11 protein-coding genes are annotated in these 14,218 nt (G+C 62.7%); 7 read left to right on the forward strand and 4 right to left on the reverse strand.

Going from position 1 to position 14,218, the window contains the following annotated elements:
• Window positions 1-147 precede the first annotated feature (147 nt).
• Entirely contained in the window at window positions 148-534 is a 387-nt protein-coding gene (locus A7A77_RS17790) for a hypothetical protein (RefSeq protein ID WP_156500479.1), read from the reverse strand.
• Window positions 535-940: 406 nt separating this feature from the next.
• Here A7A77_RS17790 and A7A77_RS07995 point away from each other — a divergent pair, with 406 nt between their 5' ends.
• Complete coding sequence (locus tag A7A77_RS07995) at window positions 941-1,174, forward strand: hypothetical protein (RefSeq protein WP_066556142.1); 234 nt, start codon at window positions 941-943, stop codon at window positions 1,172-1,174.
• A gap of 78 nt (window positions 1,175-1,252) precedes the next feature.
• Here A7A77_RS07995 and A7A77_RS08000 read toward each other — a convergent pair whose 3' ends face one another.
• Window positions 1,253-2,437 carry an acetyl-CoA C-acyltransferase family protein gene (locus A7A77_RS08000; RefSeq protein ID WP_066556144.1) on the reverse strand — a complete coding sequence of 395 codons (1,185 nt, stop codon included), beginning with the start codon at window positions 2,435-2,437 and terminating at the stop codon, window positions 1,253-1,255.
• Between the two features lie 296 nt (window positions 2,438-2,733).
• Here A7A77_RS08000 and nadB point away from each other — a divergent pair, with 296 nt between their 5' ends.
• Both nadB and A7A77_RS08010 read left to right on the forward strand, forming a co-directional pair.
• Window positions 2,734-4,344 carry an L-aspartate oxidase gene (gene nadB / locus A7A77_RS08005; protein WP_156500480.1) on the forward strand — a complete coding sequence of 537 codons (1,611 nt, stop codon included), beginning with the start codon at window positions 2,734-2,736 and terminating at the stop codon, window positions 4,342-4,344.
• Window positions 4,345-4,491: 147 nt separating this feature from the next.
• Window positions 4,492-5,331, forward strand: a complete 840-nt coding sequence (locus tag A7A77_RS08010; protein WP_066556146.1) for a GGDEF domain-containing protein — start codon at window positions 4,492-4,494, stop codon at window positions 5,329-5,331.
• Between the two features lie 22 nt (window positions 5,332-5,353).
• On the opposite strand, the gene A7A77_RS08015 is transcribed toward A7A77_RS08010, so the two are convergent.
• The gene (locus tag A7A77_RS08015; protein WP_066556478.1) at window positions 5,354-5,593 is read right to left on the reverse strand and encodes a GlsB/YeaQ/YmgE family stress response membrane protein; all 240 of its coding nucleotides are present in this window, start codon (window positions 5,591-5,593) and stop codon (window positions 5,354-5,356) included.
• An 828-nt stretch (window positions 5,594-6,421) separates the two neighbouring features.
• Between A7A77_RS08015 and A7A77_RS08020 the strand changes: the two genes are divergently transcribed.
• On the forward strand, window positions 6,422-8,293 hold the full coding sequence (locus tag A7A77_RS08020) for a ribonucleoside-diphosphate reductase subunit alpha (RefSeq protein WP_425388557.1): 1,872 nt from the start codon (window positions 6,422-6,424) through the stop codon (window positions 8,291-8,293).
• Between the two features lie 80 nt (window positions 8,294-8,373).
• On the opposite strand, the gene A7A77_RS08025 is transcribed toward A7A77_RS08020, so the two are convergent.
• Complete coding sequence (locus A7A77_RS08025) at window positions 8,374-9,072, reverse strand: SDR family NAD(P)-dependent oxidoreductase (RefSeq protein ID WP_066556148.1); 699 nt, start codon at window positions 9,070-9,072, stop codon at window positions 8,374-8,376.
• Window positions 9,073-9,302: 230 nt separating this feature from the next.
• Here A7A77_RS08025 and A7A77_RS08030 point away from each other — a divergent pair, with 230 nt between their 5' ends.
• The 3 genes from A7A77_RS08030 (at window position 9,303) to A7A77_RS08040 (ending at window position 14,157) form a co-directional block, all read left to right on the forward strand.
• Window positions 9,303-9,827, forward strand: a complete 525-nt coding sequence (locus tag A7A77_RS08030; protein WP_172799869.1) for a PAS domain-containing protein — start codon at window positions 9,303-9,305, stop codon at window positions 9,825-9,827.
• Window positions 9,828-9,855: 28 nt separating this feature from the next.
• Window positions 9,856-10,614: a Crp/Fnr family transcriptional regulator gene (locus A7A77_RS08035; protein ID WP_066556150.1), complete on the forward strand. Its 759-nt coding sequence runs from the start codon at window positions 9,856-9,858 to the stop codon at window positions 10,612-10,614.
• 90 nt (window positions 10,615-10,704) lie between these two features.
• Entirely contained in the window at window positions 10,705-14,157 is a 3,453-nt protein-coding gene (locus A7A77_RS08040; protein WP_066556151.1) for a CheR family methyltransferase, read from the forward strand.
• Window positions 14,158-14,218 lie beyond the last annotated feature (61 nt).

Below are 14,218 nucleotides of genomic sequence, written 5' to 3' on the forward strand. Positions count from 1 at the left end.
CGTCAGGTCATTTGCGACCAGCAGTGGCCGGACGGGCCCGTCCGCACAAACGGCCCCGCCCGGCCGGTCGCGAACGCCTCATGCCGCCGCGGGGCAGGGGCCCCGTCGCGGCGGGCGTACGCTCCCGTCGGAATAGTCCGTTCCCTATCAGTCCACCCGGCAGATCATTACCCCGCGGCCACCGGGCGAGACGAGCAATTGCGTGTCTTCGGTGCGCTTGTTGGTGATGAAATCCCGGCAACCGAAGCCGGATGCCTTGCGCTTGCTGTCGGGTACCAGCGCTTCGGGAACATCGAAGTGGCAGATCACCATGATCTGGCCGCTTCCCAGTTCGACCCGCTGAACCTTGGCGTCTGTTGCGGTGAAGGCCGAAGTGATTTTGCCTGCTTCCGTCGGCACGGCGGTCAGGCAGGAATCCTTGTGGATCACGGTGGCGGCATTGTCGTTGTCGCTATCCGCCATCACGGGTTGCGAGGCGAGGGCGAGCGCACCGATGGCGGTGACTGCTGCGACCCGGCTCAGGCAAGTTTTCATCTTTCTGCTCCTTGCATTCTGGTGTCGGGGCGACCGCTCGCGTGCGAAGAAAGCGATTACGCCGTTGGTGGAAGGCGCGGGGGCGCGAACCGGATATGGCTTTGGCGCGCCCGGCGGCGCGACCCCATCGTCTTCCAGCCCGCAGTGTAAGCGGCCAATCGCTGCATCGGCCTTCCCGGTCGCGGTAAGCACCGGGTTAATACCGATGGTGAATTTCACCTTGCCGCGAACGTGCCCCGAACCGTCCTGAATTGCGGTTACCCTTGGCTTCCAATGCGTTAATGCAAGAGTCTGGATTTTTAGCGTCAGATGACTGATGATCGCCTTGCAGGATCGATCCGCGGTCCTGCACCGGACGTGTAAACGAATTAGGCGGTTTCGCCGCCCCGCAAGCGGAGAGCTTAGGATGGCCAAGGATACCGATTCTGCGACGGAAACCCCGATGACCGATGCCGGCCTGCCGCTTCTGGCCAGCTGGGTGGAATTCTGGATGATGCCGATGACGATGACCGCGCGGATGATGGGGTTTTCCAGCCCCGTCGGCGATGACGAGCCGGAAATCGATCGCAAGTGCGGTCACATGCAGCTTCCGGTGCCGAATGCGCACCAGAAGGATATGGATCACGACCTTTTCGCCTGATCCGTTCCCATTACGCATCAACGAAAAAGGGCGACCCCGCGGGGCCGCCCTTTCTTGTTTCGATGATCCGGTACGGGCTTAGCCGACGTTTTCCCAGATCGTGGCAATGCCCTGACCGCCGCCGATGCACATCGTGGCAAGGCCGTACTTGCCGCCGGTGCGCTGCAGTTCGTAGACCAGCTTGGTGACAAGGATCGCGCCCGTGCCGCCGATCGGGTGGCCCAGCGAGATGCCCGAACCGTTGGGGTTCACCTTGTCCGGATCCAGACCGAGCTGCTTCGACACGGCGCAGGCCTGCGCGGCGAAAGCCTCGTTCGATTCGATCACGTCCAGCTGGTCCTTCGACAAGCCCGACTTGGCGATCGCGTTTTCGCTGGCCGGAACCGGGCCGATGCCCATGTAGGCCGGATCGACGCCTGCGTGGCCGTAGGAGACGAGACGCGCCATCGGCGTCCAGCCGTTCTTCTTCACCGCTTCCTCGCTGGCGAGGATGACGGCGCCGGCGCCGTCGTTGATGCCCGATGCGTTACCGGCGGTAACCGTGCCGCCGTCCTTCTTGAACGCGGGGCGCAGGCCGGACAGCTTTTCGGCCGTCGTGCCCGGCTTCACGTGTTCGTCGGTGTCGAACATCACGGTTTCGCGCTTCACCTTCACTTCGACAGGTTCGATCTGGTCCTTGAAGTAACCGGCTTCGATCGCGGCAGTGGCGCGGCGCTGCGATTCGGCGGCGAAGGCGTCCTGCTGTTCGCGGGTGATCTGGTACTTCTCGGCCACGTTTTCCGCCGTGATGCCCATGTGATAGCGGTGGAACGGATCGTGCAGCGCGCCCAGCATGCCGTCCATCATCGGCGCATCGCCCATCTTCAGGCCCCAGCGCACGCCCATCGCGAAATAGGGGGCGCGGGTCATCACTTCGGCGCCGGCGCCGACGGTGACGTCATGATCGCCCAGCATGATGTGCTGCGCCGCCGAAACGATTGCCTGCATGCCCGAACCGCACAGGCGGTTGACCGTAAGCGCGGGGGCAGGGTGCGGAATGCCCGCCTCCACCGCCGCGATGCGGCTGACGTATGCGTCGCGCGGTTCGCAGGGAACGACGTTGCCGACGATGGTGTGCTGAACCAGTTCAGGATCGACCCCGCCGCGCGCCAGTGCGCCCTTGATGGCGACAGCGCCGAGCGAGCCGGGGGAATAGTCCTTCAGCGCGCCGCCGAATGTGCCGATGGCCGTGCGTGCTGCGGAAACGAGGTAGACTGCGCTCATATCGGGTCCTTTCAAATCCTCTTGGCTCAAAACGGTCGCCTTGCCCCGTGGTAAGGCGCATTGCCGTTTAGTGTGCGAGTGCGAAATAGGGCGGAATGCTACCGGCGTCCACCCCCGCCAAAGTCCCATGTCGCGGCATTTGCGAAGTTCCCTTACGACATGGGCGGATAGCGCCGCCAACGGGCAGTCGGTTTCGGCAATGTTGCGCTTGTCGCCTGCCGTGCATGATGGCAATGGCATGACAAAGCGGGGCGGGCGCGATCTGCCCCCCGATCACGAGTGGTACCGAAAGAGCCCTGCAAGCAATGTCCGATGCGCACCAGTTCGACGTAATCATCGTGGGTTCGGGCGCCGCGGGGCTGACCGCCGCGCTGGTCCTTGCCGAAAGGGCGCGGGTGCTCGTGCTGTCGAAAGGATCGCTTGACGCGGGCTCGACCTCGTGGGCGCAGGGCGGCATCGCGGCTGTGCTGGATGCAGGCGATACGTTCGAGGATCATATCCGCGACACGATGGTCGCAGGCGCAGGGCTGAACCGGCGCGAAACGGTCGAGTTCGTGATCGAGCACGCACCGCAGGCGATCCAGCGGCTGATCGACCTTGGCGTTCCGTTCAACACCGAAGAAGGCGCACTGCACCTGACGCGCGAGGGCGGGCATTCGCATCGCCGTATCGTCCATGTCGACGATGCGACCGGCTGGGCAGTGCAGACCGCATTGCTGAAGGCGGCGAGCGAGAACCCCAATATCACGATGCGCGAAAACATGGTCGGCATCGACCTTATCCGCGATCGCAATGCCGTCGATCCGGAGGGCGGGCAGGCGGTGTGGGGCGTCTATGCGCTGGATAGCGAAAAGGGCGGAGTAGAGGCGCTGACCGCCAAAGCCACGATCCTTGCCGCTGGCGGGGCGGGGCGGACCTACCTCTTCTCCACCGCACCGCGCGGCGCGACCGGTGACGGCATCGCCATGGCGTGGCGCGCGGGCTGCCGTGTGTCGAACATGGAATTCATGCAGTTCCACCCGACCTGCCTGTATAACCTCGAAGTGAAGAACTTCCTCATTACAGAGGCCGTTCGCGGAGAGGGCGGCATTTTGAAGCTGCCGCCGGAGGCCGGACCGGAAGCGGGCAAGCGCTTCATGCCCGAATTCGACGAACGGCTCGAACTCGCGCCGCGCGACATCGTTGCCCGCGCGATAGACCACGAGATCAAGCGCCTTGGCCTCGATTACGTGCATCTGGATATCAGCCACCGCGAACCCGAATTCGTGCGGGAACATTTCCCCACGATCTACGAACGGCTGCTCGGCCTTGGCATCGATATGACGAAGGAACCGATCCCCGTCGTTCCCGCCCAGCATTACACGTGCGGCGGCATTCGCGTGGACCTTGACGGGCGCACCGACCTGCCCGGCCTCTATGCCATCGGCGAATGCAGCGAGAGCGGGCTGCACGGGGCGAACCGGCTTGCCTCGAACTCGCTGCTTGAATGTTTCGTGTTCGGGGACAGCTCGGCGCGCGACATTCTCTCCCGCCTCGATACCGCGCCCGCGCCGCCGCAAATCCGTCCATGGGACGAAAGCCGGGTCACGGCGGCGGACGAGGAAGTGGTCATCAAGCAGAACTGGACCGAGATTCGCCGCTTCATGTGGAACTATGTCGGCATCGTCCGCACCGACAAGCGGATGGAGCGCGCCGCCAACCGCATCCGTCTGCTGCTGGAAGAAGTCGACGAGTATTACGGTAACTTTCGGGTGACCAAGGATCTCATAGAATTGCGCAATCTGCTGAAAACCGCCGATCTCATCGTGCGCAGTGCCAGAAAGCGCAAGGAAAGCAGGGGCTTGCATTACAACGCCGATTATCCGCAGGCGGATGCAGTGGCGCGGGATACGATCCTCGTCCCCTGACCGGCTTGCCGGTTGTGCAAAATTGTTTGCGCAGAGAATGTACCGAAATACGTATTTTGAGGTCCGGTTTACCATCATTTGATGGCAAAGCTTTCACTCGCCCATACCTAGGCTGACGCATCAACATCGCTCTTGGCGAGGATTTCGATGCGTTTCTACAATGCCACCCGATTCCTGTTTCCCCACAGCTATTCGCTTCGCGTCTTTGCCGTGTGCTTCGCATCGGTCCACGTGCCGATCATCGGTTTCGGCCTTGTCGAAGTCGCGCTGGGCGAATGGCAGTGGTCGATCTTCCTGCCGCTGCTGTTTGCGACCGTGCTTGGCACCGGCGTCGGTATCGCCGGTCTTCATGGCCTGATGGCGCCGCTGCGGCTGGCCACGCGCGATCTGGAACGGCTGGAACGCGGGCAACTGGTGCAGGACGTGCCCGAGGGAGGCCCTGACCTTGCCGGCAAGCTACTCCACGCCGTGGCCCGCGCCGCGCGCGAGACGGTATCGCGCATGGATGAATTGCGCACCGAAGCGGGCACCGACATGCTGACCGGCCTGCTCAACCGGCGCGGGTTCGAGGAAACGGTCGCTGCCGTGCTGCGCGGCGGTGGCGGCGGTACGGTCGCGATCCTCGATGGCGACAGGTTCAAGGCGGTGAACGACGAGCTTGGCCATGCAGAGGGCGACCGCGTGCTGTGCGGGCTTGCCCAGCGCATGGTGGGCAACATGCGCGCCGGCGATGTCGCGGGCCGCTGGGGCGGGGACGAGTTCGTGATGTTCTTCCCCGGCCTTGGCGAAACCGCCGCGAACGAGATCGTGCGCCGCATCTTCGACAACGTGCTGCGCGATCCCGATGCCCGCGTCGGCGGAGAACCGGTGACGTTTTCGTGGGGCGTCGCCTCTATGGAACGACGCCGCGGCGACACGCTCGAAACGGCGATGAAGCTGGCGGACGAGCGGCTTTACGAGCTGAAGGAGACGCGCCGCGCGGCCTGATCCGCCGTGCGCGCCTTTCGGTTCAGCCCAGCAGCAAGCGTCCGGCCAGGATCAGCACCATCGCGCCCAGGATAGAGGCGAGGCAGCCAGGGCGGGAAAATTCCGAACGCCCTCGGCTGGTGATCAGTCCGGCAAAAAGCGAGCCGCCGATGCCCAGCGCGATCGTGGCGAAAAAGCCGAGGTCGACCTCTCCGGGATAGAAGAATCGGGCAAGGATCCCCACCACGAGTCCCGAAACGATGGCGCCGACGATGTTGAGCATGAACTTGTTTCCCGATCCCTTGCGGTTTCCTGACTTCATCAACCCATAGCAGCTGGATTCGCTCCCGACATGACGGGAATCGCGATTCCGGCAACGCGAAATATGGTTTGTCAGGCTTTTATTAGGGGGTTGCACCTACCATATCCGGTATCTGCGCCGCGTTGTGGGCCGCCAGTCAGCGAACTGGGGAAAAGTTTTTTTCTTGTCCGCTCCCCCCTTGCGTCATGCGTGGGCCAAGCTTGGTCCACGCGTCGCCGCGTTGCGGCATGGGCCGGCGGATAGTTCGGTGGATAAATTGCGCTTGCGCGGGGCCAGCTTTGGGGCACTATCCCTAGCGGTCGGTTCGACGGGAGGACCGCAAGACCTTGGGTTTGGCGTTGGGCGGAAGCCCTGACCGGATAACCGGTAGGACGCGGCATTCAGGGGACTTGCAATGGGGGCCGTGGACGACCGGCGGGGCTCGATTGCAGCAGGATTTCCGGCTTGTGTCGGGCCCGCCGGTCGTCTGGTCCGGCGCGAAACGGTCCGGATGTTTCGGACGATGCGTGCCGGAACGGGGTCCGACTGTGGATCATAGGTCGGGACCTGCGGGTTTCCGGGGGCAAGTGGGGCGGTAGACATATGGATTTCAGGAACGGGGACGACGGCCGGGTCGGCACGACGGACGTGACGGCTGATGATGCGACCGGCGACATGTTCGCCGAAACGACCACGACGAATGCAGATACCGGCGGAACCCCGCCCAAGGAGACGAAGACAGTGCAGGACAAGGTAAGCGGCAAGAACGCGGGCGACGAAGCGCCGGTGGCAGACGCTGTTGCCGAGGCGATGGGCAATGCTGTGGCAGAGGGGCTGAAGGCCGCTGCTGCGCCGAAGCTGTCGTCGAAGGACATCCAGCCGCGCCGCTTCACCATCGTCACCGATGCGACGCGCGATGCCAAGCTGACCGATTTCGGCAAGGACACGCTGCAGGACCGTTACCTGCTGCCGAACGAGACCTATCAGGATCTCTTCGCCCGCGTGGCCGATGCCTATGCCGACGATCAGGAACACGCGCAGCGGCTCTACGACTACATCTCGAACCTGTGGTTCATGCCGGCAACGCCTGTCCTGTCGAATGGCGGCACCGGACGCGGGCTGCCGATCTCGTGCTACCTCAACTCGGTAGAGGACAGCCTTGAAGGCATCGTCAACACCTGGAACGAGAACGTGTGGCTCGCATCGCGCGGTGGCGGCATCGGCACGTACTGGGGGCAGGTGCGCGGCATTGGCGAACCGGTTGGCCTGAACGGCAAGACCAGCGGCATCATTCCCTTTGTGCGCGTGATGGATTCGCTGACCCTCGCCATCTCGCAGGGTTCGCTGCGTCGCGGTTCGGCGGCATGCTACATCGACGTTTCCCACCCGGAGATCGAGGAATTCCTCGAAATCCGCAAACCTTCGGGCGACTTCAACCGCAAGGCGCTGAACCTGCACCACGGCGTTCTGCTGACGGACGAGTTCATGGAAGCCGTTCGCGACGGTGCCGAGTTCGAGCTGAAGAGCCCGCGCGACGGTTCGGTGCGCAAGTCGGTTGATGCGCGCGCGCTGTTCCAGAAACTGGTCGAAACCCGCCTTGCGACCGGCGAGCCCTACATCGTGTTCAACGACACGGTGAACCGCATGATGCCCGCACATCACCGCGAACTGGGGCTGAAGGTTTCCACCTCGAACCTGTGCAGCGAAATCACCCTGCCGACGGGCCGCGACCACCTTGGCAACGACCGTACGGCGGTGTGCTGCCTCTCATCGCTCAACCTTGAGACGTGGGACGAGTGGAAGGGCGACAAGCTGTTCATCGAGGATGTGATGCGCATGCTCGACAACGTGCTGCAGGATTACATCGACCGCGCGCCGGACGAGATGGCCCGCGCCAAGTATTCCGCGATGCGCGAACGCAGCGTCGGCATGGGCGTGATGGGCTTCCACTCGTTCCTGCAGTCGAAGAACATCTCTTTCGAAAGCGCGATGGCCAAGGCCATGAACCTGCAGATGTTCAAGCACATCAACGCCAAGGCGAACGAGGCGTCGATGATGCTGGCCAAGGAACGCGGACCGTGCCCCGATGCCGAAGACGTCGGCGTGATGGAGCGTTTCAGCTGCAAGATGGCGATCGCGCCCACGGCGTCGATCTCGATCATCTGCGGCGGCACCAGCGCCTGCATCGAACCGATCCCCGCCAACATCTACACGCACAAGACGCTGTCGGGTAACTTCGTCGTGAAGAACCCCTACCTTGAAAAGCTGCTGCGCGAAAAGTCGAAGGATTCCACCAACGTGTGGAACTCGATCCTTGAACACGGCGGTTCTGTCCAGCACCTCGACTTCCTGACGGCGGAAGAAAAGGCGACTTACAAGACCAGCTTCGAGATCGACCAGCGCTGGCTGCTCGAATTCGCGGCGGACCGCACGCCATTTATCGACCAGGCGCAGAGCCTCAACCTCTATATTCCGGCCGATGTCGACAAGTGGGACCTGATGATGCTGCACTTCCGCGCATGGGAAATGGGCATCAAGTCGCTCTATTACCTGCGGTCGAAGTCGGTGCAGCGCGCCGGGTTCGCCGGCGGGGTAGAGGCCGACAACACCAAGGATGCGGCGCAGTTCAACCTCTCCGCCAACGGAGAGACGGACTACGAGGAATGTCTAGCCTGCCAGTAAGCGGCAAGCGCAGCCCAAAAAACGAAAGGCCGGGGGATGAACCCCGGCCTTTTGCATTCCGGCCCCTTGCTCCGGACGGTTCAGCCGCCCTTGGTTAGCGGCACCAGCGCACCGGTAATGCCGCGTGCCTGATGCGAGGCGAGGAAGACGATCGCATCGGCAATTGCTTCGGGTCGTACCCACGCCCCGAAATCGGCATCGGGCATGTCGGCACGGTTGGTGGGCGTGTCTATAATGCTGGGCAGGATGGCATTCACGGTAATTTTCGTGCCCGCCAGCTCAGCGGCAAGGCTCTCGGTCAACTTGTGGACCGCGGCCTTTGACGCGGCATAGCTGCCCATACCCGCATCGGCCTTTACCGCGCCGCCCGCGCCGATGTTTACGATTCGCCCTTCCGCCGCCTCGCGCAGCGCGGGCAGGGCGGCCTGCGTCATGTTCACGCAAGTCAGCGCATTCAGCGCGAACATGCGTTGCCACGTGTCCGCGCCGCCATCTTCCAGCGTTTCCCAGACGAAGCCACCGGCCACGTTCACCACGACGTCGATGCCGCCCTGTTCGGAAACGATCCGCTGGGCAAGGGCCTGTGCCGCCGCAAAGTCGGACAAGTCGACGCCGCCGATATCGATTGCGCCCTCCACCTGTTCGCGCGCCTTGTCTGCATGGCCGACCCGCACCACGGTATCGCCCGCAGCCACCAGTGCCCTGGCCGTGGCGGTGCCGAGCACGCCAAAGCCCCCGGTTACCACGGCGACCCTTGCGCCCGCCGATCCTGAACTCATCTCGCTACTCCGTCCTGTCCGAATCGATTGATTGTCCGCGCCTTCAATATCAATGGCATCCCGCGATCAAGGCCAAAGGGGGCGACAAAAGTTCCGGCAGATCAGGACTTTTTCACGGTTCATCGCATTTTGTCGGAACCGGATCGACCTTGCGACTTTAACAAATGAGAGTCTGTGTGCCGTGCGACCATGCGGGAACATGCTCAGCCATTCGGCATGGGGGCCGCGCGATGAAGATACCGGAAACGATGCAGGAATTCCTGGACAAGAGCGGCATTTCGCTGACCGTTGCCGATGCGACGGCGCCCGATTTTCCGCTGTTGTCGGCAAATCCGGCGTTTCTTGGCCTTACCGGGTATGAGGCGGAAGAGGTCGTGGGGCGCAATTGCCGGTTCCTCCAGCCGCCCACCGGGGCGGGCCCGGTGCGCCAGCGCATCCGCGATTTCCTGCACGATCCGGCCCAGCGTGAAAACCGCTTCCTCCTGCCGAACCAGCGCAAGGATGGCTCGCCGTTTCTCAACCTTCTCTACATGACGAAGATCCGCAAGGACGCCGGCGACGCGATGATTATCGGTGCGCAGTTCGACTTTTCCCGGCACGACCGGCGCGGACAGGATGGTTACGACCAGACCTTGCGAGAGGACATCCGCGAACTGGGGCGGCTGACTGGCGAAATGGGGATGGTGACACTGGGCACGTTCCAGTCGCTGGCAACAAGCGCCGCGATCATCGCCGAAGCGAAGTTGAGCGAGTGATGGCCGAAATACGAATGGCGACCACCTGATGGCACTCACGGATTATCCACGAACCGGCCGTTTCATGCAGGGCCGGGTGCGCCAGGCAATGCGCCAGCGCGAACAGGACCTGCTGGAAAGCATGGTCGAAACGACAGAGCTGTTTACCGCACCCAATACCATCATCCGGCGTGGAGAGGTGGCCCAGCGCAGCACGATGCTGATCGACGGTTTCATCGCGCGCAGCATCACACGCGATGGCAAGCGGCACATCATCGGTATCCATGTGCCCGGTGATTTCGTGGACCTGCATGGCTTTGCGTTGAAACGGCTGGATCACGATATCGTGACGGTGGGGCACACGCTTGTCGGCTATGTCCCGCATGAACGGCTGGTCGCGGTAATGCGGAACGAGCCGCACCTTGCCCGGCTGCTGTGGTTTGCAACCCTGCTCGATGCTGCGATCCACCGCGAATGGATTTTGAAGCTGGAGCAGTTGAATGCCGACGGCAGGCTTGCCCATCTGATCGTGGAACTGTGGCACCGCCTCGATTTCGTGGGCCTTGCCGAACCGCTGAGCTGCGCGATGCCGCTGACGCAGGTGGAACTGTCGGATGCCTGCGGCACGACCGCGATTCACCTCAACCGCACCGTTCGCGCCATGCGGGAAGACGGTTTGATCGATTTTTCTCGTGGACGGGTGATGATCCCGGACATGGAACGTTTGAAATCGGTGGCCCGGTTCGATGGCTCTTATCTCTATGGGGATGGGGACCTTTTCATCGGAAAGGCCCTCGATGCGATGTAATGGCTATAACAATTGATGTAGGGTTAAGGTGATAAACCACGGAATTATTTCGATTGTCTGACTGGTCGACGAAGGTTATCTGTCCGCGATATGGGTACGCAGAGTTCGACGAAGGGTAACGAACCCCTCGACTTTCCGGTCGTGGGCGTTGGCGCGTCGGCGGGCGGGCTGGAAGCATTGCGAGAGATGCTGGGCGGGCACAGCGGCTCGCCGGGGATGGCTTTCGTCATCGTCCAGCACCTCGATCCCAACCATGAATCGCTGATGGCGCAGCTGATCGAGCGGTATACCTCGATGCCCGTTCGCCAGATCGAGGGTGGGGAAACGGTCGAGATCGACAATGTCTACGTCATTCCGCCCGGCTCCGGCCTGTCGGTGGAAGACGGCGTGCTGCGGCTGACGGAGTTCACCGATCCGCGCGGGATGCGCCGCCCGATCGACGATTTCTTCGAAGCGCTGGCCATGGATCTTGGCGAACGGGCGGCCTGCGTCATCCTGTCGGGCACGGGCGCCGACGGCAGCCGCGGCCTGCGCGCGATCAAGGAACACCACGGCATTTCCGTGGCGCAGGAACCGCATGGCGCACGCTATGACGGAATGCCGCTTTCGGCAGTGGGCACGGGGCTGGTCGATTTCATTCGGGAATCGTCGGAAATCATCCCGTGCCTGCGCGAATACTTCGACCGTATCGCCAATGGCGGAGAGGTCGACCCTGCCTCACTTGTCGCCGACAACATTGATGACTTGTGCGATGCGCTGCGCGACCAGATCGGGCACGACTTCACCGGTTACAAGCGCAGCACGCTGGGCCGGCGGATCGAGCGGCGGATGCAGGTTCTCGGCACCGACGATCTTGGCGGCTACCTCACCCGCATTCGCCACGATCCCACCGAATGCCAGGCGCTGTTCCGCGACCTGCTGATCAACGTCACCCGCTTTTTCCGCGACGACGATGCATTCGAGGCGCTGACCGAAAAGGTGATCCGCCCGCTGGTACGCACTGCCGATGAAACGAACGGCATCCGCGTCTGGGTGCCGGGGTGTTCCAGCGGAGAGGAAGCCTATTCCATAGCCATCCTCATCGCGGAGGAAATGGCCGCGCAGAAACGCCAGCTGCCGGTGCAGGTGATCGCCAGCGACATCGACGACCAGATGTTGCGCATCGCGCGCGAAGGCATCTATCCCATCGCCAGCATCGCCGACATTCCCGAACCGATGCGCAGCAAGTACACGGTCGGCCACGGCGATACTTTCGTGATCTGCGCCGCGATCCGCGAAATGGTGCGATTTACACTTCACTCGGTGATCAAGGACCCGCCGTTCTCGCGCATCGATCTCATCTCGTGCCGCAACCTGCTGATCTATTTCGATGACAGGTTGCAGCAGGCCGTGCTGCCGCTGTTCCACTATGCCCTGCGGCCCGAAGCATGGATGTTCCTTGGCCCGTCGGAAACGATCGGCCGCTATGACGACCTGTTCAACACGCTGGATGCCCGCCACCGCATCTTCCAGCGCAATTCGGCATTTCCCAGCTATCCGCTCGAACTGCCCAGCGTGGGGAAGGCCAACCGCACGCGCCGCCCGGTGGAGCGTGCCAGCCGGATGCGCGAGCCGAGCTGGATGGAAGGGGAGGCGCTGCGCAAGCTGACGACATCCTATGCCCCCCCAACGCTGCTGGTTGACCGGGAGGCGATGATCGTCACCACTTGGGGGCCGGTGGGCCGCTATTTCGATTTCACCGCCGATCGTGATCGCCGCATCCATGCCACTTCGCTGGCCAAGCCGGGCCTGCGTGAAGTTGTCGGCGTGCTGGTGCGACAGGCGATGGAGGGCAACCAGCGCCATGTCGCGCGCGATGTCGTGGTGAAGACGGACTTCGGTGAGCAGCTGGTGCAAGTCGTCTGCGATCCTGTGCGTGACGGCACTTTCCTGATCGTCATTCGCGAAACCGCGCCATTCCAGCCGAGCGAGGGCGATGATTTCATCGAGCTGGCCGAAGTGGACGACCAGGTCCAGCTGCTTGAAGACGAACTGCGCATGACGCGCCACCGGCTGCGTTCGACAGTGGAGGAACTGGAGACCGCGAACGAGGAACTGAAGAGTTCCAACGAAGAAATGATGTCGATGAACGAGGAGCTCCAGTCCACGAACGAGGAGCTGACCACGGTCAACGACGAGTTGAAAAACAAGATCGACCAGGTGCTCGTCGCCAAGTCGGATCTCGAAAATTTCTTCGATTCCACGCAGCTTGCGGTCATCGTTGTCGATGCCGACATGCGTATCCGCAGTTTCACGGACGCGGCATGCGAGTTGTTCCCGTTCCAGCCCGGTGACCGGGGGCGGGTTCTGGCCGACGTGACGTCGCATTTGCATAGCAACGAGTTCCTCGAACTGGCGCGAGGCGTGGCGCGTACCGGCAACATCGCGGAATCGCATGCGCGCAACCCGGCGGCCGGGCGCGATTATTCCCTGCGCGTCCTGCCCTATCACCGGCCCGACGGCACGGTCGATGGCGCAACGATGGTGTTCACCGACATCACCTCCGCCCTCACGATGGAACGGGAGCTTGCGGAACAGCGCGAACGGCTGGAACTGGCCATCCGCGTCGCCCGCATCGGGGTGTGGGAATACGATCCGGCGACCGGCAAGACCGAACTGGACGAAGCGGAGAAGCGCCTGCTCAACGTGTCCGACGAGGATGCGGAGGAGATGGAGGCGATCCTCAAGCATGTCCACGAAGAAGATCGCGACGCGGTGAACGCATCGTTGCGTCGCGCGATGGATGGGACACAGGATTACGACCAGACGTTCCGTATCACCACCGACGACGGCCGCGACCGCTGGTTGCACGGCCTGGCCCGCCGCGTGCGGATCGGCAACGACCACCGTTTCATCGGGGTGACTTACGATATCTCGCAAGAGCGTGAGGCGCTGGCAGAGCGCGACCTGCTGCTGCGGGAAATGAACCACCGCATCAAGAACCTGTTCGCTGTCGTCGGTGCCATGGTCGGCATCTGCGAACGCGATGCCAGCGATGTCAGCGAATTTGCCGCTGAACTGAAGCGCCGGATCGCGGCGATGGGCCGCGCCCATGCGCTGACCCAAAGAAGGAATGTGGACGACCCGATCACTATCCGCGAACTGGTCGAAACCGTGATCACGCCCGCGCGTGGGTCGCAGGATATTGCGATCAACGGACCGGACGTGATGGTTTCGGTCAGCAAACTGACGCCCCTTGCTCTCATCTTCCACGAATGGGCGACGAACGCGGCGAAGTACGGCGCGCTGGCTTCCGACAATGGCACCTTGACCATCGATATCTCGCTGAACGGTGATGAAGCCACGATCGAGTGGAAGGAAACCACGCCGGATCATCACGAAGTCGTCGAGGCGAAGGGCTTCGGCACACGACTGGTTCAAGCGTCCGTCCGCCAGTTGGACGCCGATCTTGACGGGCGCGAGACGGAAACCGAATTCGTGCGCCGCTTGACGCTTGGCGGAGTCATTGTGGGCGATGTCATCGGAGCGGTAGAAGAAGCCTGATTGCGTGTCAGTCGCTCGGTAGTCCAGTTCAAAAACGGAAAAACCCGGCGTCGAGGGGGTC

It is taken from the genome of Croceicoccus bisphenolivorans, from assembly GCF_001634625.1.
Classification (GTDB): Bacteria; Pseudomonadota; Alphaproteobacteria; order Sphingomonadales; family Sphingomonadaceae; genus Croceicoccus; species Croceicoccus bisphenolivorans.